This is a genomic window from Enterobacter cloacae complex sp. SYL003 (genome assembly GCF_049236925.1).
In the GTDB taxonomy this organism is placed as follows: domain Bacteria; phylum Pseudomonadota; class Gammaproteobacteria; order Enterobacterales; family Enterobacteriaceae; genus Enterobacter; species Enterobacter intestinihominis.
The window spans coordinates 164,075-185,465 of sequence record NZ_JBMKJK010000005.1; the positions used below are offsets into that span (position 1 = coordinate 164,075).

19 protein-coding genes are annotated in these 21,391 nt (G+C 57.7%); 7 read left to right on the plus strand and 12 right to left on the minus strand.

The window, feature by feature from the left end; genetic code table 11:
• Positions 1 to 31 precede the first annotated feature (31 nt).
• Positions 32 to 547, plus strand: a complete 516-nt coding sequence (gene yjjX / locus ACOT1A_RS08525; protein ID WP_022646994.1) for an inosine/xanthosine triphosphatase — start codon at positions 32 to 34, stop codon at positions 545 to 547.
• A gap of 27 nt (positions 548 to 574) precedes the next feature.
• Here yjjX and trpR read toward each other — a convergent pair whose 3' ends face one another.
• Both trpR and sltY read right to left on the minus strand, forming a co-directional pair.
• Entirely contained in the window at positions 575 to 904 is a 330-nt protein-coding gene (trpR, locus tag ACOT1A_RS08530) for a trp operon repressor (RefSeq protein ID WP_003856511.1), read from the minus strand.
• Between the two features lie 55 nt (positions 905 to 959).
• Positions 960 to 2,897: a murein transglycosylase gene (gene sltY / locus ACOT1A_RS08535; RefSeq protein ID WP_276170068.1), complete on the minus strand. Its 1,938-nt coding sequence runs from the start codon at positions 2,895 to 2,897 to the stop codon at positions 960 to 962.
• 226 nt (positions 2,898 to 3,123) lie between these two features.
• Here sltY and ettA point away from each other — a divergent pair, with 226 nt between their 5' ends.
• A complete protein-coding gene (gene ettA / locus ACOT1A_RS08540) occupies positions 3,124 to 4,791 on the plus strand; it encodes an energy-dependent translational throttle protein EttA (RefSeq protein ID WP_014882470.1) in 1,668 nt (555 codons plus the stop codon).
• 128 nt (positions 4,792 to 4,919) lie between these two features.
• Here the strand turns inward: ettA and ACOT1A_RS08545 are convergent, their stop codons facing one another.
• Positions 4,920 to 5,819, minus strand: coding sequence for a LysR family transcriptional regulator (locus ACOT1A_RS08545; RefSeq protein WP_022646992.1), 900 nt, complete (start codon positions 5,817 to 5,819; stop codon positions 4,920 to 4,922).
• Between the two features lie 107 nt (positions 5,820 to 5,926).
• Between ACOT1A_RS08545 and ACOT1A_RS08550 the strand changes: the two genes are divergently transcribed.
• Complete coding sequence (locus ACOT1A_RS08550) at positions 5,927 to 6,928, plus strand: zinc-binding alcohol dehydrogenase family protein (RefSeq protein WP_032676682.1); 1,002 nt, start codon at positions 5,927 to 5,929, stop codon at positions 6,926 to 6,928.
• Positions 6,929 to 7,039: 111 nt separating this feature from the next.
• On the opposite strand, the gene nadR is transcribed toward ACOT1A_RS08550, so the two are convergent.
• The 3 genes from nadR to serB are packed head-to-tail and all read right to left on the minus strand — an operon-like array spanning position 7,040 to position 10,673.
• On the minus strand, positions 7,040 to 8,272 hold the full coding sequence (nadR, locus tag ACOT1A_RS08555) for a multifunctional transcriptional regulator/nicotinamide-nucleotide adenylyltransferase/ribosylnicotinamide kinase NadR (protein WP_003856522.1): 1,233 nt from the start codon (positions 8,270 to 8,272) through the stop codon (positions 7,040 to 7,042).
• Positions 8,273 to 8,307: 35 nt separating this feature from the next.
• Positions 8,308 to 9,693, minus strand: a complete 1,386-nt coding sequence (gene radA / locus ACOT1A_RS08560) for a DNA repair protein RadA (protein ID WP_047052516.1) — start codon at positions 9,691 to 9,693, stop codon at positions 8,308 to 8,310.
• A gap of 11 nt (positions 9,694 to 9,704) precedes the next feature.
• Complete coding sequence (gene serB / locus ACOT1A_RS08565) at positions 9,705 to 10,673, minus strand: phosphoserine phosphatase (protein ID WP_028015444.1); 969 nt, start codon at positions 10,671 to 10,673, stop codon at positions 9,705 to 9,707.
• Between the two features lie 117 nt (positions 10,674 to 10,790).
• On the opposite strand from serB, the gene ACOT1A_RS08570 reads away from it, so the two are divergent.
• A complete protein-coding gene (locus ACOT1A_RS08570) occupies positions 10,791 to 11,435 on the plus strand; it encodes a YtjB family periplasmic protein (protein WP_015572615.1) in 645 nt (214 codons plus the stop codon).
• Positions 11,436 to 11,474: 39 nt separating this feature from the next.
• Positions 11,475 to 12,491 carry a lipoate--protein ligase LplA gene (gene lplA, locus ACOT1A_RS08575; protein WP_276170067.1) on the plus strand — a complete coding sequence of 339 codons (1,017 nt, stop codon included), beginning with the start codon at positions 11,475 to 11,477 and terminating at the stop codon, positions 12,489 to 12,491.
• Positions 12,492 to 12,552: 61 nt separating this feature from the next.
• Here lplA and deoD read toward each other — a convergent pair whose 3' ends face one another.
• From deoD to deoC, 4 genes are all read right to left on the minus strand, one after another.
• Positions 12,553 to 13,272, minus strand: a complete 720-nt coding sequence (gene deoD, locus ACOT1A_RS08580; protein ID WP_003856538.1) for a purine-nucleoside phosphorylase — start codon at positions 13,270 to 13,272, stop codon at positions 12,553 to 12,555.
• 125 nt (positions 13,273 to 13,397) lie between these two features.
• Complete coding sequence (gene deoB / locus ACOT1A_RS08585; RefSeq protein WP_276170066.1) at positions 13,398 to 14,621, minus strand: phosphopentomutase; 1,224 nt, start codon at positions 14,619 to 14,621, stop codon at positions 13,398 to 13,400.
• A 53-nt stretch (positions 14,622 to 14,674) separates the two neighbouring features.
• A complete protein-coding gene (gene deoA, locus ACOT1A_RS08590) occupies positions 14,675 to 15,997 on the minus strand; it encodes a thymidine phosphorylase (RefSeq protein ID WP_206226953.1) in 1,323 nt (440 codons plus the stop codon).
• Between the two features lie 100 nt (positions 15,998 to 16,097).
• Complete coding sequence (gene deoC, locus ACOT1A_RS08595; RefSeq protein ID WP_003856543.1) at positions 16,098 to 16,877, minus strand: deoxyribose-phosphate aldolase; 780 nt, start codon at positions 16,875 to 16,877, stop codon at positions 16,098 to 16,100.
• Between the two features lie 263 nt (positions 16,878 to 17,140).
• Between deoC and ACOT1A_RS08600 the strand changes: the two genes are divergently transcribed.
• Positions 17,141 to 18,676 (plus strand): YjjI family glycine radical enzyme, encoded by a 1,536-nt coding sequence (locus ACOT1A_RS08600; protein ID WP_105323003.1) that lies wholly within the window; start codon positions 17,141 to 17,143, stop codon positions 18,674 to 18,676.
• Complete coding sequence (locus tag ACOT1A_RS08605) at positions 18,651 to 19,511, plus strand: YjjW family glycine radical enzyme activase (RefSeq protein ID WP_046619840.1); 861 nt, start codon at positions 18,651 to 18,653, stop codon at positions 19,509 to 19,511. The genes ACOT1A_RS08600 and ACOT1A_RS08605 overlap by 26 nt, the downstream gene beginning before the upstream one ends.
• On the opposite strand, the gene ACOT1A_RS08610 is transcribed toward ACOT1A_RS08605, so the two are convergent.
• The gene (locus ACOT1A_RS08610) at positions 19,506 to 20,288 is read right to left on the minus strand and encodes a TatD family hydrolase (RefSeq protein ID WP_421625514.1); all 783 of its coding nucleotides are present in this window, start codon (positions 20,286 to 20,288) and stop codon (positions 19,506 to 19,508) included. The genes ACOT1A_RS08605 and ACOT1A_RS08610 overlap by 6 nt on opposite strands.
• Positions 20,285 to 21,337, minus strand: a complete 1,053-nt coding sequence (locus tag ACOT1A_RS08615; RefSeq protein ID WP_023299272.1) for a patatin-like phospholipase family protein — start codon at positions 21,335 to 21,337, stop codon at positions 20,285 to 20,287. Before ACOT1A_RS08615 ends, ACOT1A_RS08610 begins: the two co-directional genes overlap by 4 nt.
• Positions 21,338 to 21,391 lie beyond the last annotated feature (54 nt).

Here is a 21,391-nt window from a genome sequence, read left to right on the forward strand (position 1 = left end):
CTGCGATGAATTTTTTAAATCGAGCTTAATTATGCACCATGTTGTCTCTGCTACCACCAATCCTGCCAAAATTCAGGCAATTCTAAGGGCATTTGAAGAGATCTTCGGCGAAGGATCCTGCCATATTGACGCCGTCGGCGTCGAGAGCGGTGTGCCGGAACAGCCGTTTGGCAGCGAGGAAACACGCGCTGGCGCACGAAATCGCGTGGCGAATGCAAAAGCCGCCGCGCCAGATGCTGACTTCTGGGTCGCGATTGAAGCAGGTATCGACGAAGGGGCGACCTTCAGCTGGGTTGTCATCGAAAGCCGCGAGCAGCGCGGCGAAGCGCGTTCAGCCACGCTGCCGCTGCCGGAGGTCATACTGGAGAAAGTCCGCGCGGGTGAGGCGCTGGGGCCGGTAATGTCGCACTACACCGGCATTGATGAGATTGGTCGTAAAGAGGGGGCGATTGGCGTCTTTACCGCGGGCAAGCTCACCCGTTCGAGCGTTTACCACCAGGCCGTTATTCTGGCGTTAAGTCCGTTCCATAACGCGATTTATCGTTAAGTTTGTAGGCCGGATTAGGCGAAGCCGTCATCCGGCGTTTTTAAGCAATACCGCTTCCAGCCACTGACGCAGTTCAACCGGCGCCGACTTCAGGCTGTTTGAACCCCGGGTAATCGTCGCGATGCCCGCGCCCAGCTCGTTTTTCAGTTCACGCTGGCTCATTTCGCCACGCAGCAGTTCCTCAATAATGCGTACCCGTGTACCCAGCGCTTCACGCTCGTCTGGCGTCAGCATCAGCTGTAGCAAGGGTAAATGCAGATCTTTGTCGTAAGACTGGCGGAGCAACTCCACAAAACGAAGCCACTCCTGATGACGCTGTTCGGCCATGGCCGAGGAATACGGGGAATGCTGGGTCATGTTATGCTGCCTCTTGTACTCATTAGCGAGTACAGCATAACACAACCCGCGCCGATCAGTAACGTCTCTGCCACTCGGCATCGCTCATCAGGGCATCTTTCTCCCCCATGAAGTGCCGATAGTAGGCGTCATACGCCAGCACGTTCTTCACATATCCGCGCGTTTCCGAGAACGGAATGCTCTCGACGAACGCCACGGCGTCGAGCCGCCCTGCGCTGTTGCCAAGCCATGTCCGCACGCGGCCTGGCCCGGCGTTGTACGCGGCTGACGCGAAGATGCGGTTATTACCGAACTGCTGATAGACGTACTGCAAGTAGCTGGTACCGATGTTGATGTTGGTCTCCGGATCCAGCAGCTGGGACGGGCTGCTGTAGCCTGGGATATTAAACATCTTCACCGTGTGCGTCGCGGTGCCCGGCATAATTTGCATCAGGCCGCTGGCCCCCACCGGCGAACGCACTTTCGGGTTCCAGGCGCTTTCCTGACGGGCAATGGCCATCGCGTAGCTTTGCGGAATATCTTTGCCGCTGGTGTAGCGATCGAACAGATCCTTATAAGCCAGCGGGAAACGCTCTTCGAGATGATCCCACAGCTTGCCGGCGATCGTCGCCTGCACGCTCAGATCCCACCAGCGATTATCAAACGCATAGCGGGCAAGCTGCGCCTTCTCGTCGGTGGTACGGCTGGTGACCAGGTTGGCCCATTCGCTGCGCGCGGTATTATCCAGATTCCAGTACATCAGCTCGCGCACGCGCGCCATTTCCGGACCCTGCGTCAGCGCCGGGTTCGCGTTGGCTGGCGCTTTGTCGATCTTCAGGGTGTACTCCTCGCCCAGACGTTGCGCCGCCGCCATCGGGTAGAAGCCGCGCTGCTGCATCAGGGAGTGGAGGATCGCTTTGGCTTCGTCTTCACGACCACGCTCCAGCAACAGGTCCGCCTGCCAGTAACGCCATTCATCTTTCTCTTTAGCATCCATCGGCAGGCGCGCCAGCCAGGTATTGAGGCCACGACGATCGCCCGTTCCCAGCGCCATGCGCACGCGACGCTCCACCAGCGAGACAGAGTTTGAACGCATTACCGCGTCGTCACGCCAGCGCGCCTGTTCGTCGGTGACATCTGTTCCCATCAGTCGCCATGCCACAATATCGCGCAGTTCCTGGGTTTGATCGTCATTAAGCTGCTGGGCCTGCACCAGCTGCGGGATCATCAGCCGGGCGTTTTCCACATCCTCACGCGCCACGCTGGCAAAGGCCACCGCCGCCATCTGGCGGGTAAAATCGGTCGCGCCGGTGGTACGCGCAAACGTCAGCACGGTATTGGGATCGTTTGCCAGACTGATAACGGCAGAGGCAATGGTCTGATAATCCGCGGGCATCTGGCCCGCCAGCACGGTGACCAGCCGGGTGTTACCGGCCTTCATCGCCAGGCGAATACGTTCCAGGTAAGAGAGCGGATCCTGCTTGCCCGAGGCGCGCCAGGCGCTGAACAGCGGGTCACAGGCGTTTGGCTGGCTTTTGCCCGTCAACCACAGCTCTTTCGCGCCGGTCCAGGCTTCCTCCTGCTGACCGGTAGCCCATTTCGCATAATAGTAATTACACTGCGCTTCCGTCGCGCCCGGCTTATCCGGGCTGAAAGCCAGCAGGCCGCGCCAGTCTTCGCGACGGGCCAGCTCGTTCACAAACCGGGACTTCAGGGTACGCGCAGGCGGCAGTGTCGGGTTCGCCTGAATGAAGTTATTTACGGTGACGGTCGGTTGATTCATGAGATCATCAGTGATCTGACGATACTCCAGATACGGATACAGCGGATAATCCTTCAGCGTCGGCATCAGCGCCTGCACGGTATCCATCTGCTTGTTGTCCCATGCCTGCTTAATCTGGGCATAGCGGTCACGTTGTTCATCCAGTGAATCGGCATGCACCGCCTGGCTTACCGCCATTACGCATACGCTGGCAGCCAGCAGACGCCAGACCACCCGTTTGGCTTTTTCCACAAGCTCTTCCTCATTGTTTTTCGTCAGTTGCAGCGTCTTGCCACGTTAAAGTTACCTCAACTTATGCTAACCAGGCATCCCACAACGCGCCACGTCATGGACACTTTTTTACCTTTCTTGCGCGTTTTAACACTCCCGACGTTCCTGGCTGGGATTAGGGCGTGAAAAAGGCTACACTTCGAGGCTGAAATTCATTCTCATCACGATAAAAGAGGCGAAGTCCAACGTGGCTCAATTCGTTTATACCATGCATCGTGTCGGCAAAGTTGTCCCGCCGAAACGTCATATTCTTAAAAATATCTCGCTGAGCTTTTTCCCGGGCGCAAAAATCGGTGTTCTGGGTCTCAACGGTGCCGGTAAGTCCACCCTGCTGCGCATCATGGCCGGCATCGATACAGACATCGAAGGTGAAGCCCGTCCGCAGCCTGGCATCAAGATCGGCTACCTGCCGCAGGAACCTCAGCTGAACCCGGAACACACCGTGCGTGAATCCGTTGAAGAAGCGGTATCCGAAGTGGTTAACGCCCTGAAAGGTCTGGATGAAGTGTATGCCAAATACGCCGAGCCGGATGCGGACTTCGACAAACTGGCCGCTCAGCAAGGCAAATTTGAAGAGATTATCCAGGCGCACGACGGTCACAACCTGAACGTGCAGCTGGAGCGCGCGGCAGATGCCCTGCGTCTGCCGGACTGGGATGCGAAAATCGCGAATCTCTCCGGTGGTGAACGCCGCCGCGTGGCGCTGTGCCGCCTGCTGCTGGAAAAACCAGACATGCTGCTGCTCGACGAACCGACCAACCACCTGGATGCGGAATCCGTGGCCTGGCTGGAACGCTTCCTGCACGACTTCGAAGGCACCGTGGTGGCAATTACCCACGACCGCTACTTCCTCGACAACGTGGCGGGCTGGATCCTGGAGCTGGACCGCGGTGAAGGGATTCCGTGGGAAGGCAACTACTCTTCCTGGCTGGAACAGAAAGATCAGCGTCTGGCGCAGGAAGCGTCTCAGGAAGCGGCGCGCCGTAAGTCTATTGAGAAAGAGCTGGAGTGGGTTCGTCAGGGCGCGAAAGGCCGTCAGTCCAAGGGCAAAGCCCGTCTGGCGCGCTTCGAAGAGCTGAACAACACCGAATACCAGAAGCGTAACGAAACCAACGAACTGTTTATCCCGCCTGGAGCACGTCTGGGGGATAAAGTGGTTGAAGTGACCAACCTGCGTAAGTCATACGGCGACCGCCTGCTGATCGACGATCTGACCTTCTCCGTACCGAAAGGTGCGATTGTGGGCATTATCGGTCCGAACGGCGCGGGTAAATCCACCCTGTTCCGCATGATGTCCGGTCAGGAACAACCTGACAGCGGCTCTATCACCCTGGGTGAGACCGTGAAGCTGGCCTCCGTTGACCAGTTCCGTGACGCGATGGACAACAGCAAAACCGTGTGGGAAGAAGTCTCCGGCGGTCTGGATATCATGCGTATCGGCAACACCGAGATGCCAAGCCGCGCCTATGTTGGCCGCTTTAACTTCAAGGGCACCGACCAGGGCAAACGCGTGGGCGAGCTGTCTGGCGGTGAGCGTGGTCGTCTGCACCTGGCGAAGCTGCTTCAGGTTGGCGGCAACGTTCTGCTGCTCGATGAACCTACCAACGACCTGGACATCGAAACCCTGCGCGCGCTGGAAAACGCCCTGCTGGAATTCCCGGGCTGCGCCATGGTTATCTCGCACGACCGCTGGTTCCTTGACCGTATCGCAACCCACATTCTGGACTACCAGGACGAAGGTAAAGTGGAGTTCTTCGAAGGTAACTTCACCGAATACGAAGAGTACAAGAAACGCACGCTGGGCGCAGACGCGCTGGAGCCGAAGCGTATTAAGTACAAGCGTATTGCGAAATAAAAGCAAAACGGCAACTTCGGTTGCCGTTTTTTATGTTTGTTCCCTCTCCGCGTGGGAGAGGGCCTGGGTGAGGGCATCAGGCCGCACAGTGTGTAGGCCGGGTAAGGCGAAGCCGCCACCCGGCTTTTTTATTTGCCCACGTAATACCGCTTCACCTCATCAAACTGCATCGCAAAGTCGATATAGCTCATCAGCGCAGGCGAATTGAGCTTACGGCTCGGATAGGCCAGCCAGAGATCGTTCCCCTCAACGCGCCACTCCGGTAGCACCTTTACCAGCGCGCCCTTTTCGATTTTATCTTCCAGCAGGAATGCGGGTAACAGCGTGATCCCCGCCCCGGCAATGGCGCATTCTCGGGCGTACACCAGGTTATCCGTCATGTGGGCGTTATCCGGCAGGTAGCGGTAATCCTCACTCTCGCTTCGCAGAAGCCACTCCGACCATGCCCGGTGCGTAATGCAGCGGTGATCCACCAGCTGTCGGGGATGGATTAACGGCGCCCGACGCGCCAGATAGTCAGGCGAGGCCAGCATGTAGCGCGGACAGTGCCCAATCATGCGACCAATCAGGGAAGAATCCTGCGGTTTGCCGGTGCGCAGCGCCACGTCAAAGCCCGACTCGACCAGATCCACCACATCGTCTGAAATTGATACATCCAGCGACACGTCAGGGTAGCGAAGCTGGAACTCGGCATTCATATGCGCCAGCAGCGTCGCGCCAATCCCTGCCGGACAGGTGATCCTCAGCCGTCCGCTGGGGTTTTCTCGCAGCCGCTGAATGGCATACTCCGCGCGCTCGCTGGCCGCCAGCATCTCGCGGCAGTGCACCAGATAGTGCTCGCCCGCAAACGTCAGGCTTATTCTGCGCGTCGTGCGGTTAAGCAGGCGGATCCCCACCTGCTGCTCCAGCTGGCTAATGCGCTGGCTGACGCTGGATTTCGGCAGTTCAGCCTTCTGCGCCGCCGCGGTAAAGCTGCCCATCTCAGCCACCAGCGCAAACAGCGCCATATCCTGTAGCTGTTTAAACATGATTGTTCACCCTGTACGAACGCTGAGTTCTTGATTGTCTATCTTATCATGCAGCTGACCACTTAATAGACTAGCCTCAACACAACGCATTCATTGAGGAGAACATCATGTCTGTTAAAGCCATTGCCGTTAACCCAGAAAATCCCTCCACCTTCGTTGAAATTACCCCGCCGATGCCGCAGCCCGGCGAGTACGATCTGCTGGTGGAGGTGAAAGCCGTCTCCGTAAACCCGGTGGATACCAAAGTACATGCAGGCATTGCCAAAAGCGGACTGAAGGAGCCGCGCATTCTCGGGTGGGATGCCAGCGGGATCGTCAAAGCCGTCGGGGCTGGCGTCACCGGATTCAAACCGGGTGACGAAGTATGGTACGCGGGGGATATCACCCGACCGGGCAGCAATACCACGCACCAGCTTATCGATGCGCGCATTGTCGGGCACAAGCCTGCAAACCTTGGCTGGGCCTCTGCGGCAGCACTGCCGCTGACGGCGCTCACCGCGTGGGAAGGCCTGTTTGAACGGCTGAAGATTCAGGATGCCGACGCAGATAAAACGCTGCTGATAATTGGCGGCGCGGGTGGAGTCGGATCGCTGGCGATCCCGTTTGCGAAGCACAACAGCAAGGTGAAGATCGTCGCAACCGCCTCACGAGAAGATTCCGCCCGATGGTGTCGCGATCGCGGGGCTGACGTTGTCGTAGATTACCGCGACCTGAAGGGTGAACTGGCGAAACAGGGGCTCACCTTTGTGGATTACATTTTTATCCTCAACGACACCGACGGGCACTGGGATGCGGTCAGCGATCTGATTGCCCCTCAGGGACACATTTGTTCCATCGTTGAAAATGCGCATCCGCTAAACCAGGACAAGCTGAAGTCCAAATCTGCCGCCCTGCACTGGGAATTTATGTACACCCGCAGCATGTACCAGACCGCGGATATGGCGCGCCAGGGCGAGATTTTAAATGAGGTGGCGAAGCTGGTGGATAACGGCGTGGTGGAAAGCTCGCTCAGCGAAACGCTGCACGGGCTGAGCGTGGAAAGCATTACCGAAGCGCACCGCATGGTGCTGGAGGGGCATATGCGTGGGAAAGTGGTGGTTGAGTTCTGAGTGGTTTGTTCCCCCTCACCCTGCCCTCTCCCCAGGGGGGAGAGGGTAAAGACAGCTCCGTGCGATCCCCTCTCCCCTTTGGGGAGAGGGTTAGGGTGAGGGGTAAGTTTTTTACCCCTGCTCACCCATCATCTCTTTCACCAGCTCGACGCAGCGCAGGAAACGGGTGTCGTAATCCGACTCTTCCACATGCACAAACTCAACGTTGTTCTCGTTAAGCATCTCCACCAGCATGGTCTGGAACTCACGCCTGTCTACCGAGCTGCCCAGGCTGCGCATGCCGTCGGCTACCCATGGGGTGTTGTTTTCCAGCAGGATAACCAGATCAAAGCGGTATTCATCAATCAGCGCCTGCACAAACGGGTGCTCACGTCCTTCGTACTTTTTACAGAACGCCTGCGTGGTGACGAAATCGGTATCAATAAAGGCGACTTTATTGGCGTATTTCACCGCGAAATCAATGTATTGGGCATGACCGAGCGCGATTTTATCGTAGTCGGAATACTGTAATGCCATCTCGTCACCACCGAGGTGTGAGAAGACGTAATCGCGGCCATACTCCCACGCACTGGTGGTATTGAAGATATTCGCCAGCTTATTCACCAGCGTCGATTTCCCGCTGGACTCGCCGCCGAGGATCGCCACCGTACGCACGAAGAATGGCTTCACCTCGGTCGGAATGTAGTCCCAGTAGCGGAACGGGTTCTCGCGGATCTGCGCCCCGCTGATGTTCATAAAGGTGCGTTTAGGATCGATCAGCACGGTTTCGATGCCCAGATGCTCACGGAACTGCGGCGCGTCGGACTCTTCAGAGGTGTAGATCCAGTTAGGTGCAATGCCCTTCTCTTCCATAAACGCTTTGATGCCGTTGCTCCACACGTCCCAGCCGTGCGGGTACGGCTCCATGCCCTCTTCGTTAAAGGCATGAATACGAATATTTTTCTGATACTTAAATGTCTGAAGTAGCCAGCGCAGGCGGTCCGGCACGGTGGGCTGCTGCGACATGGCGCTGTCTTCAAACAGCTGGCGATCGCGGGTTTCATCATAACCCATGATGATATGCAGCTCGTCGACCTGACTACAGGCGCGCTGGATCAGATAGATGTGGCCGGTATGCAGCGGGTAGAACTTACCGAACACCACGCCAATGTTCTTTTGCATCCGCGGAAATTCAAGCCCCAGAAAACGGTGCAGCGCTTCCAGCTTCTGCGCGCTGGGGCTTTTGATTTTGGCGTTCAGCAGTTGGCTCAGGTAGCCCTTGGTCATGCCGCTGGCGTCCGCTACCTGCTGTAACGTGCAGCCCTTCTGGCGGATAGCGGTCTTGATGTAGTCAAATGATGACATAAATTACGGTGCCTCCTGCAAAATCGAATACGTAATTATAAGTCGTCAAAGACATTTAACGCATCTGCGAGTTTTTTAACGCCAAAAACCTTCATCCCTTCCGGAATTTTTTTCGGCACGTTGGCGGCCGGAACAATCGCGCGGCGGAAGCCATGTTTTGCCGCTTCGGAGATACGCTCCTGACCGCTCGGCACCGGGCGAATTTCGCCCGCCAGCCCTACTTCGCCAAATACCACCAGATCCTGCGGCAACGGTCTGTCGCGCAGGCTGGAGACCATCGCCAGCAACAGCGCCAGATCCGCGCTGGTTTCCGTAACCTTCACCCCACCAACCACGTTGACGAACACGTCCTGATCCGCCATTTGCAGGCCGCCGTGACGGTGCAACACCGCCAGCAGGATCGCCAGGCGGTTCTGTTCCAGACCGACCGCCACGCGCCGCGGATTACCCATCATCGAGTGATCCACCAGCGCCTGAATTTCAACCAGCAGCGGACGCGTCCCCTCCCACAGCACCATCACCGAACTACCTGACGTAATCTCGTCGCCACGGCTCAGGAAGATGGCCGACGGGTTGCTGACTTCGCGCAGCCCCTGCTCGGTCATGGCAAACACGCCCAGTTCATTCACCGCGCCGAAGCGGTTTTTATGGCTGCGCAGGGTACGAAAACGGGAATCCGCATCGCCGTCGAGCATCACCGAGCAGTCGATACAGTGCTCAAGCACTTTCGGGCCGGCCAGCGAGCCGTCTTTGGTGACGTGGCCCACCATCACTATCGCTACGCCGCGCGTTTTGGCAAAGCGCGTTAAGTACGCAGCCGTTTCACGCACCTGCGCCACGCTCCCCGGTGACGACTGAATGTCCGCCATGTGCATCACCTGGATGGAGTCGATCACCATCAGTTTCGGCTGCTCTTCTTCGGCAATCATGCAGATCTGCTCGATGCTGGTTTCCGAGAGCATATTCAGATTGCCGGTCGGCAGACCGAGGCGGTGCGCGCGCATCGCCACCTGCTGGAGTGACTCTTCGCCCGTGACGTACAGGGTTTTCATCTGTTCGGCGAGCTTGCAGAGCGTTTGCAGCAGCAGGGTCGATTTACCCGCGCCCGGGTTACCGCCGATCAGAATAGCGCTGCCCGGCACTACGCCACCGCCGAGCACGCGGTCAAATTCTTTGAATCCGGTTGAGAAGCGCGGCAGCGCCTCAAGGCTGATATCCGAAAGTTTTTGTACCTTCGACACGCCTGCATTGCCCGCATAGCCGCTCAGCCGTTCATTGCGGGCCACGCTCGGCGAAGCCGCCACACCACGCACTTCGGTGATGGTGTTCCAGGCATGACAGGCGCTGCATTGCCCCTGCCAGCGCGGATAATCCGCACCACATTCATTACAGACAAATGCGCGTTTTGGAGCTTTCGCCACGGTTTACCTCGTTATTTCTGATTAAGGCTGCCGGAGAGAATGCAGAACACCCCCATCAGGTCAGCGTGACGGATAGTGACTTCCGTCTTTTCATTCACTTTTGGTTTGGCATGGTAGGCAATGCCAAGGCCAGCCACTTTGATCATTGGCAGATCGTTCGCGCCGTCGCCAATGCCGACGGTCTGCTCGACCGGAATCTCATACTTTTCCGCCAGGCGCGTCAGGGTATTGGCTTTGTACTGGGCATCCACGATATCGCCGATCACCTGGCCGGTCAGCTTGCCGTCCATGATTTCCAGCTCGTTAGCGACCACCGTGGTCAGATGCAGTTTCTCGCGTAGATAATCCGCAAAGAAGGTAAAGCCACCGGAGGCGATCGCCACTTTCCAGCCGAGGGACTGGAGCTTCAGCACCAGCTGCGTCAGCCCCGGCATCAGCGGCAGCACGTCGCGCACCTGGCGCAGGATGTTAGCATCGGCCCCCTTCAGGGTCGCCACGCGCTGGCGCAGGCTGGCGGTGAAGTCCAGCTCGCCGCGCATCGCACGCTCGGTGACTTCCGCCACCAGCTCGCCGCTGCCTGCCAGTTTAGCAATCTCGTCAATACATTCGATCTGAATAGCGGTGGAGTCCATGTCCATCACCAGCAGACCCGGCGTTTTCAGGTGCGGAATTTTGCCGAGAGGCGCTACGTCAAGCCCGGCGTCATGCGCCAGACGCGTGGCGCGCTGCGTCAGGGAACCCGCGAGGCGAATGACCTGGTAATCTTCCACGCACCAGGCGGCAACAATGACCATCGCCGCGCCCAGTTTGGTTTGATACTGGGTCAGGCGTTGCTTATCCAGACCGCGTCCATAGAGGAGCCAGCCGCTACGGCCAGCGTGGTAATCCAGAGGCATCACCTCATCGCCACTTAACGAGAGCGGCAATCCTGGCCATAAAGAGACATCCGTTGGCAGGTCGCACCAGGTAATGTTCGGCATTGAAGCTCCTGTAATTTCGTTCGCGCCGGAAGGTTCCAGAGGGAAAATAACGCATGAGGCTACCCTGTAACCATCACTTCTGGCAACATTAAGCCGTAAATTTTAAGCAGGTGGAATATGGCTCGCGCAAAACTGAAATTCCGGCTTCATCGCGCCGTGATTGTCCTGATCTGTCTCGCACTATTAGTGGCGCTTATGCAGGGGGCATCCTGGTTTAGCCAGAATCACCAACGACAGCGTAACCCGCAGTTTGAAGAACTGGCCCGTACGCTGGCGCGCCAGGTGACGCTCAACGTTGCGCCGTCTATGCGCACCGAAACGCCGGATGACAAGCGGATAGCCCAGGTATTGCGCCAGCTTACGGAAAACAGCCGCATTCTGGATGCGGGCGTGTACGATGAACAGGGCGACCTGATTGCCCGCGCGGGTGAGCATGTCGACGTGCGCGACAGGCTGGCGCTGGACGGCAAAAAAGCTGGCGGTTATTTCAATCAACAAATCGTTGAACCCATTCAGGGCAAGAATGGCCCACTCGGCTATTTACGTCTGACACTCGACACCCACACCCTGCCAACCGAAGCCAAACAGGTGGATAACACCACCAATATTTTGCGCCTGATGCTGCTGCTCTCGCTGGCGATTGGCGTGGTACTGGCGCGCACGCTGCTGCAAGGCAAGCGCACCCGCTGGCAGCAGTCGCCGTTCCTGTTAACCGCCAGCAAGTCAGTTCCCGAAGAGGAAGAGAGCGAGAAGAAAGAATAGTGATAAAGTAGGCGGATGATTCGGAAAAGGAACTCTGCCATGTCGACGTTACGCCTGCTTATCTCTGACTCTTACGATCCCTGGTTTAATCTCGCGGTGGAAGAGTGCATCTTCCGCCAGATGCCCGCCACCCAGCGCGTCCTGTTTCTCTGGCGCAACGCTGATACGGTCGTTATTGGCCGCGCGCAAAATCCGTGGAAAGAGTGTAACACCCGCCGTATGGAAGAGGACAACGTCCGCCTGGCGCGCCGCAGCAGCGGCGGCGGTGCGGTGTTCCACGATCTCGGCAACACCTGCTTTACCTTTATGGCGGGCAAGCCGGAATACGACAAAACCATCTCGACCTCCATTGTGCTCAACGCGCTCAATTCGCTCGGCGTGACGGCTGAAGCCTCGGGTCGTAACGATCTGGTAGTGAAAACACCTGAAGGCGACCGGAAAGTGTCAGGCTCAGCCTACCGCGAAACGATGGATCGCGGATTCCACCACGGCACATTATTGCTGAATGCCGATCTGAGCCGTCTGGCAAACTATCTGAACCCGGACAAGAAAAAGCTCCAGGCGAAAGGCATTACCTCCGTGCGTGGTCGCGTGGCGAATCTGGTGGATCTGCTGCCGGGGATTACTCATGAGCAGATTTGCGACGCGATCCGTGAAGCCTTCTTCGAACATTACGGTGAGCGGGTAGAAGCTGAAGTGATCTCCCCTGACAAAACACCGGACCTGCCCAACTTCGCGGAAACCTTTGCGCGCCAGAGCTGCTGGGAGTGGAACTTCGGTCAGGCACCGGCGTTTTCACACCTGCTGGATGAGCGATTTACATGGGGCGGCGTTGAGCTGCACTTTGACGTGGAGAAGGGCCATATTACCCGCACGCAGGTCTTTACGGATAGTCTCAATCCTGCACCGCTGGAGGCGCTGGCCGCACGTTTACAGGGCTGTCTGTATCGGGCGGATATGCTGCAGCAGGAGTGTGATGCATTAATTGGGGATTTTCCGGAGCAGGAAAAAGAGCTGCGGGATGTATCGGCGTGGATTGCTCAGGCCGTGCGCTAAGTGCAAACTGGTGCCCTCACCCCAACCCTCTCCCACAGGGAGAGGGAGGGAAGAGACAGAATTACTCTTTATCGCCCAGCAGAACGGATTCCAGCGCGATTTTGATCATGTCGTTGAAGGTGGTCTGACGCTCGGCAGCGGTGGTCTGCTCGTGAGTACGGATATGGTCAGACACGGTGCAGATGGTCAGCGCTTTCGCACCGAATTCAGCCGCCACGCCGTAAATACCGGCCGCTTCCATTTCTACGCCCAGAATGCCGTATTTTTCCATCACGTCGAACATATCGCCTTCTGGCGAGTAGAACAGATCGGCAGAGAACAGGTTGCCCACGCGCGCGTCAACGCCCAGCGCTTTTGCTGCGTCAACCGCGTTACGCACCATGTCAAAATCAGCGATGGCCGCAAAGTCATGATCTTTAAAGCGAATGCGGTTGACTTTAGAGTCGGTGCACGCGCCCATGCCGATCACCACGTCACGCAGCTTAACGTCCATGCGCACCGCGCCGCAGGAGCCGACACGGATGATTTTCTTCACACCGAAATCGGTGATCAGCTCTTTGGTGTAGATGGAGCAGGATGGGATACCCATGCCGTGACCCATCACGGAGATTTTGCGGCCTTTATAGGTACCGGTGAAGCCCAGCATGCCACGCACGTTGTTCACTTCACGCACGTCTTCCAGGAAGGTTTCTGCAATGTGTTTCGCGCGCAGCGGGTCGCCCGGCATCAATACGACGTCAGCGAAATCACCCATTTCTGCATTAATGTGAGGAGTTGCCATCTTCAGTTCCTTTTACATTGTTGTTTTTGCCGGGTGGCGGCTGCGCCTTACCCGGCCTACATTCTGTTCTCCCTCTCCCTGTGGGAGAGGGTCGGGGTGAGGGCATCAGACCTCACCCAATCCGTTTAGAACATAGCCTTGCCATATTCCATGTCAGACGTACCAAAGTATTTCGCAATCGTCTGGCCGATGTCCGCGAAGGTTTCACGGTGACCCAGCGAGCCCGGTTTGACTTTCGGGCCGTACACCAGCACCGGAATGTGCTCACGGGTGTGGTCGGTACCGGTCCAGGTCGGGTCACAGCCATGGTCAGCGGTCAGGATCAGAATGTCATCTTCCCCCACCAGCTCCATCAGCTCTGGCAGACGGCGGTCAAACAGCTCCAGACCCGCGGCATAACCGGCAACGTCGCGACGGTGACCCCAGGAGGAGTCGAAGTCCACGAAGTTGGTGAAGACAATGGTCTTGTCGCCCGCTTCTTTCATCTCTTTGATGGTGGCGTCGAACAGCGCATCCAGACCGGTCGCTTTGACCTTTTTGGTGATGCCGCAGTTAGCGTAGATGTCCGCGATTTTACCTACGGAAACGACCTGGCCGTCTTTCTCGTCGACGAGTTTTTGCAGCACGGTCGGCGCCGGTGGCTCCACGGCCAGATCGTGACGGTTGCCGGTACGCTGGAAGTTACCCGCTTTGTCGCCGATAAACGGACGCGCGATAACACGGCCAATGTTGTAGCCGCCTTCGGTCAGCTCTTCACGGGCGATCTCGCACAGCTCGTACAGTTTATCCAGGCCAAACGTCTCTTCGTGGCAGGCGATCTGGAATACAGAGTCAGCAGAGGTATAGAAAATCGGTTTGCCGGTTTTCATGTGCTCTTCGCCGAGCTGATCCAGAATCACGGTACCGGAAGAGTGGCAGTTGCCGAGGTAGCCCGGCAGGTTGGCGCGCTTCACCAGCTTATCGAGCAGCTCCTGCGGGAAGCTGTTCTCGTGATCGGAGAAGTAACCCCAGTCAAACAGCACCGGCACGCCAGCGATTTCCCAGTGACCGGACGGCGTATCTTTACCGGAAGAGAGCTCGTGCGCCCACGCGTAGGCGCCCACCACTTCCGCGTTTCCGTCCATACCGGCTGCGATTTTACCGGTAGAACCTTCATGCGCTTTTACCAGCCCGAGGCGGGTCAGGTTTGGCAGGTTCAGAGGGCCTTTACGACCGTTGTCCGCTTCGCCTTTTGCACAGGCTTCCGCGATGTGACCCAGGGTATCGGAACCCACGTCACCAAAACGTTCTGCATCTTCGGTTGCGCCGATGCCGAATGAGTCCAGCACCATAATTAATGCACGTTTCATAATTGTTCTCCGTACTTAGTGCTTCATAAAAATGCGATCAGATCAGTATACCGCTATTCAGTGATACGACGATAGACCGTCGGTGTGGTTTCCGGTGCTTTATCGTCAAGAGTTATTGCCGCCTTCACCGCTTTCGCCGCGTCCTGCCAGCTGGCTTCGTCTTTCGCGTGGATCACCGCCAGCGGACGTTGGCCGTCAACGCTGTCGCCCAGACGGGCCATATCGGTAAAGCCGACGCTGTAATCAATGGTGTCCGATGCCTGACGACGACCGCCGCCCATAGACACGACCGCCATGCCGAGCGCGCGGGTATCCATAGCCGAGACAAAGCCTTCACTGTCCGCATAGACCGCTTTGCTGAGCATCGCGGTGGGCAGGTATTTCGCGTATTTTTCCACGAAGTCGGTCGGGCCTTTCTGCGCCGCCACCATCCGACCAAAGATCTCCGCCGCTTTGCCGTTGTCCAGCACCGCCTGAAGCTTCGCGCGGGCTTCCGCGTCGTCTTTGGCCAGCTTGCCGGAGATGAGCATCTCAACGCACAACGCCATGGTGACATCGAACAGGCGCGGGTTACGGTATTCGCCTTTGAGGAACTGCACGGCCTCGCGGACTTCAACAGCGTTACCGGCGCTGGACGCCAGCACCTGGTTCATGTCCGTCAGCAGTGCGGTGGTGCGCACGCCCGCGCCGTTGGAAACGCCAACGATCGCTTCAGCCAGCGCCTCAGAGAGTTCATAGGTCGGCATAAACGCGCCGCTGCCCACTTTCACATCCATCACCAGCGCGTCCAGCCCTTCCGCCAGCTTTTTGGCGAGGATAGAGGCGGTGATCAGCGGGATGGAGTCTACGGTCGCGGTAATGTCACGCGTCGCGTAGAAACGCTTGTCTGCTGGCGCAAGAGAGCTGGTCTGGCCGATAATCGCCACGCCAACGTCTTTAATAATGTCGCGGAAGCGGTTGTCATCCGGGAAGATATCGAAGCCCGGAATGGCTTCCAGTTTGTCGAGCGTACCGCCGGTATGACCCAGGCCGCGCCCGGAAATCATCGGGATGTAACCGCCGCAGGCTGCCACCATCGGGCCAAGCATCAGGGAGGTCACGTCGCCCACGCCGCCGGTGGAGTGTTTGTCCACAATCGGGCCGTTGAGGTTGAGGCTTTTCCAGTCCAGAACGGTTCCTGAATCTCGCATCGCCATGGTCAGGGACACGCGCTCAGGCATCGACATATCGTGGAAGAAAATGGTCATCGCCAGAGCCGCAATCTGCCCTTCAGAGATGGTGTTATCACGAATGCCGTTGATAAAGAAGCGGATCTCTTCGTCGCTTAATGCATGACCATCACGTTTTTTACGAATAATTTCTTGTGCGAGAAACACGGTAACCTCCATGCGGAATCGGGTGAATGGCGGCGGGTATGTTGACCCGCCCTACGATCCTGTAGGCCGGGTTAGCGTAGCGCCACCCGGCAATTCAAACTTAGTAGCTGCTAGCGCTCTTACCGTCACCGTGACCCAGCGCTTTCAGCAGGCTGGCCAGCAGGCTGGACGCGCCGAAGCGGTAGTGGCGGGAGTCCGCCCAGTCGGCGCCGAACAGCTCGTCGGCAATCGCCAGGAACTGCTGCGCGTCTTCTGCGGTACGCACGCCGCCTGCCGGTTTGAAGCCAACGGTTTTGGACACGCCCATATCACGGATAACTTCCATCATGATGCGCGCGCTTTCCGGAGTCGCGTTGACCGGCACTTTACCGGTAGAGGTTTTAATGAAATCCGCGCCCGCTTTGATAGAGATTTCAGACGCTTTACGAATCAGCGCCTCTTCTTTCAGCTCGCCGGTTTCGATGATCACTTTAAGCAGCACGTTTGCCGCCGCACATGCGTCTTTACAGGCTTTCACCAGGTCAAAACCGACCTGCTCGTTGCCGGCGATCAGCGCGCGGTACGGGAAAACCACGTCAACTTCGTCTGCGCCGTACGCAATCGCCGCGCGGGTTTCCGCCAGCGCGATCTCGATGTCGTCATTACCGTGCGGGAAGTTAGTCACGGTCGCAATGCGCACGTCCGGCGTGCCCTGTTCTTTCAGCGTTTTGCGGGCAATCGGGATAAAGCGCGGGTAGATACAGACGGCGGCGGTATTACCCACTGGCGTTTTTGCCTGATGGCACAGGGCGATGACTTTTTCATTGGTGTCGTCATCATTCAGGGTGGTCAGGTCCATCAGTTTCAACGCGCGCAGGCTGCTTGCAGTTAAATCGGTCATAACATTCTCCAACGGCAGTGCCGTATAAATTTTACCTTGCGGGTCTGTGAGTATTCTAACATTCACCCGCATCCACACTTCGACATTCATCACAGTTAATGAAAACTGTGTGCAAATTTGCATTACTGTAATGAGATCTTCTTCAAACTTTCATGCGTCAACCGCCGACAAAAGCAGCGATACCCCCTGTCGGATCAAAAGCCCCGGCAGGCTGGCTTCTTACAATTCGTTCACCATCCGCAGAACCCTCAAGGAAGTTGAACATGCCCGACGCCCTGCAACAACGATGCCTGCACATTGTGACCAGCCCGGTGTTAACCCCGGAACAAAAACGTCATTTTCTGGCGCTGGAAGCGGAGAACAATCTGCTCTATCCCGCTCTGCCAGAGGCGGCCCGCGCCGCGCTGGACGAGGGATACATCTGCGACATGTTCGAAGGTCATGCGCCTTACAAACCGCGCTACGTGCTGCCGGACTACGCTAAATTTCTGGCTAACGGCTCAGAATGGCTGGAGCTGGAAGGGGCGAAAGATCTGGATGATGCCCTGTCACTGCTCACTATCCTTTATCACCATGTTCCGTCCGTCACATCGATGCCAGTCTATCTGGGTCAGCTCGATGAGATACTCAACCCATATGTTAAAATTCTAACACAGGATGAAATCGATAGCCGAATAAAACGTTTCTGGCGTTACCTGGACAGAACCCTGCCCGATGCCTTTATGCATGCCAATATCGGCCCGGCGGATACGCCCGTCACGCGTGCCATTTTGCGAGCGGACGCAGAGCTGAAGCAGGTCGCGCCGAACCTGACCTTTATTTACGACCCGGACGTCACCCCTGACGATCTGCTGCTGAGCGTGGCGAAAAACATTTGTGAGTGCAGTAAGCCGCATATTTCCAATGGCCCGGTGAATGATAAAATTTTCACAAAAGGTCGTTATGGCGTGGTGAGCTGTTACAACTCCCTGCCGCTGGCGGGCGGCGGCAGCACGCTGGTGCGCCTTAACCTGAAAGCGATTGCGGAGCACAGCCGCTCACCGGAAGACTTTTTCACCCGTACCCTTCCCCACTACTGCCAGCAACAAATCGCGATCATTAATGCGCGCTGCGATTTTTTATATGAACAATCCGGCTTCTTTGAGAATAGCTTCCTGGTGAAAGAGGGGCTGATTGATGCCGATCGTTTTGTACCGATGTTTGGCATGTACGGTCTGGCCGAAGCGGTAAACGTGCTGTGCGAGAAAGCAGGCATTACGGGACGGTACGGTAAAAACGAGCAGGCCAATGCGCTGGGTTACCGCATCAGTGAACAGCTGGCGGCGTTCGTTGAAAACACGCCGGTGAAACACGGCTGGCAGCACCGCGCGATGCTGCACGCGCAGTCAGGGATCAGTTCTGATTCAGGCACCACGCCGGGGGCGCGTCTGCCGTACGGTGACGAGCCAGATCTCATCAGCCACCTGCTGGCCGTAGCCCCGCACCATAAACACTATCATTCGGGGATCAGCGATATTCTCACCCTGGATGAGACGGTTAAACGCAATCCTCAGGCGGTGGTGCAGCTGTGCCTGGGAGCGTTCAACGCCGGTATGCGTGAGTTCACCGCGAATGTGGCCGGAAACGACCTGGTGCGCGTCACCGGGTATATGGTGCGGCTCTCCGACCTGGAGAAATATCGGGAGGCCGGCTCGCGCACCAACACCACCTGGCTCGGCGAGGAGGCCGCGCGCAATACCCGTATTCTGGAACGTCAGCCACGCGTGATAAGCCATGAACAGCAGATGCGCTTTAGTTAGTCAGGTTATTCCCTTCTCCTGCGTGGACGGGCCGGGCAGCCGCCTGGCGCTGTTCCTCCAGGGCTGTAACCTGCGCTGCAAAACCTGCCACAACCCGTGGACCATCGGGCGCTGCAACGACTGCGGCGACTGTGTTCCCCACTGTCCTCATGATGCGCTGACGATTCAGGCCGGGCGCGTCTGGTGGCAGGAGAGTCACTGTCAGCAGTGCGATACCTGCCTGCACCTGTGTCAGCAGCAGGCGACGCCGATGGCGCAGCGATACAGCGTCGAGGAGATCCTCTCACGGATCCGCACGTCCGCGCCGTTTATTGAGGGCGTGACCGTCAGCGGGGGTGAGGCCACCACGCAGCTGCCGTTTGTGGTTGCGCTGTTCACCGCGATCAAAGCCGATCCGTCCCTGCGCCATCTGACGTGCCTGGTGGACAGCAACGGCCTGTTAAGCGAAACCGGCTGGCAAAAGCTGTTACCGGTGTTTGACGGCGCGATGGTGGATCTGAAAGCCTGGGGCAATGAACATCACCGTTTTCTGACCGGGCGCGAAAACACGCTGATCAAGCAGAGCATCCGCTGGCTGGCCGATCGTCATCGCCTGACGGAGCTGCGCCTGCTGGTGATCCCCGATCGGTGTGATTATCTGCAACATCTGTCATCGCTGACCGCTTTTATCCACGCGTTGGGGAACGTTCCGGTGCGGATCAACGCGTTTCATGCCCATGGGGTTTACGGGGAGGCGGCGCGATGGCGGAGCGCCACGCCGGAGGACATCGAGCCGCTGGCGCAGGCCCTGGAACGACAGCAGATCACGGTGATCCGCCCGGCCCTTTATCTATAGCGTGATGCCGAAGACCGCGCGGGTATTTTCCAGCAGCGCGCTGGCAATCACATCTTCAGGCTCCTGACGCAGCTCGCACAACACATCAAAAACGCGCGCCGCCTGCTCCGGACGGTTGGGCTGGCCCAGAAAACCATTCAGCGGCATGTCAGGGGCATCCGTTTCCAGCAGGAGCGAAGACAGGGGGAGCTGCGCCATCACATCCCGGGTTTTGCTGGCACGCGGATAGGTGATAGTGCCACCGACACCAATTTTATAGCCCAGCTCGATAAAACGCTGCGCCTGCTGAAGGCTTCCAGCGAAACCATGGACCACGCCCCTGCGCGGCACGTCGATGCGCTTCAGGTGCATCGCCAGTTTGTCATGGGTGCGCCTGGAGTGGAGGATCACCGGCAGATCGTGGCGCTTTGCCAGCCGGAGCTGCGCATCCAGGATCGTCTGCTGGCGTTCAAACTGCGGATCTTCACGATAGAGATCGAGGCCGATCTCACCGATGGCAACCAGCTTCGTATCCGCGTTTTGCAGCGTGGCATCCAGCCTGTCGAGATGGTCATCAAGATGGTGCTCAATCACGATCGGATGCAGACCCAGCGCGGCATACAGCGCATCGTGACCCTGGGCAAGCGCCAGGACTTTCTCGAATCTCGCCGCTTCAATAGCGGGCACAATAATGGCTCTCACACCGGCCTCAGCCGCACGCGCAATACTTGATGTTTCCACCCCGCTAAACGGCGGGAAATCAAAGTGGCAATGGGTATCGATAAAAGAGTGCGTCACGCCAGGTCCTCGTTATCGAGTATGCCGTCGTTGGCCTGCGGCGCGTCCACCAGCGGCATCGCCACCGCGTCATTGGCCACACTAGCGGGTGGCAATATGATGCTTTTATGCCTATGAAGAGGCGGTTGCTCGGCCAGCATTTTCCCGACGGTCGCCAGGAAGTAACGCCCGCATAGCCGCCCCGTTTTGTAATCCATACGCAACGCAGGCAGCCGACTGCCCAGCGCCATGCTCAGCAGCGGCTTCGGCGGGTAAATTTCAAAGATGCGCAGCTTGCCCGGTGGTTTTTCAATAAAACGCTGCATCGCGCCGTAGGTGGTTTCATGCTGCTTCGCGATATTCACCAGCGGTTGCAGGCTGCTGTCGCCCAGCCAGCGTTCCATCCGCTTAAACCACTGTGGGGTGTAATACATCTGAGAAGGCACCGTGCGGATCACCACAATGGTTTTCGCCCCGCGCCGTGCGGCCTCCTGTACCGGCACCGCGTCGCTGATACCGCCGTCAAGATAGTTTATCCCCTCCAGCAGCGCGCCGGTACGGTAGAAACCCGGGATCGCGCTGGAAGCGCGAATGATATCCAGCCAGTTCTCTTTCTGCGGCGAAAAGTAACCCGGTGAATAGTCATCGCCACGGCTGGCGCACATCCAGAACGCTTTGCCGGTATCGAACAGTCGTGACGCGGTATCCATGGCCAGCGGCATCTGGCTGGAGGTGGCATCCAGTAACCAGTCGAGATCGATCAGGTTCCCGCCGCGCACGAAGCGTACCGGATTGAAGAATTCTTTGGAGGTGGTGTAGCGCATAATCACTTTGCGCGCATAGCCGGGCTGGTTGCAGACATAGGCGGAGAGGTTCTGCGCCCCGGCAGAGGTACCGAAGTAGAGATCGAACGGGTTGAATTGCGCGCGCATAAATTCGTCGAGCACGCCGGCGGTAAAAATACCGCGCTGCCCGCCCCCTTCACAGACCAGCGCAAGCTGGCCTGCATGAAACGGTTTTAACGTCAGCGGCGCAATATTGCCGAGCGTCACGGGAATTCGTTGCCCCACCTCTGCCTTCCTGTTTTCATTATTTTGATGAGACACAGTAACGCACATTCCCGA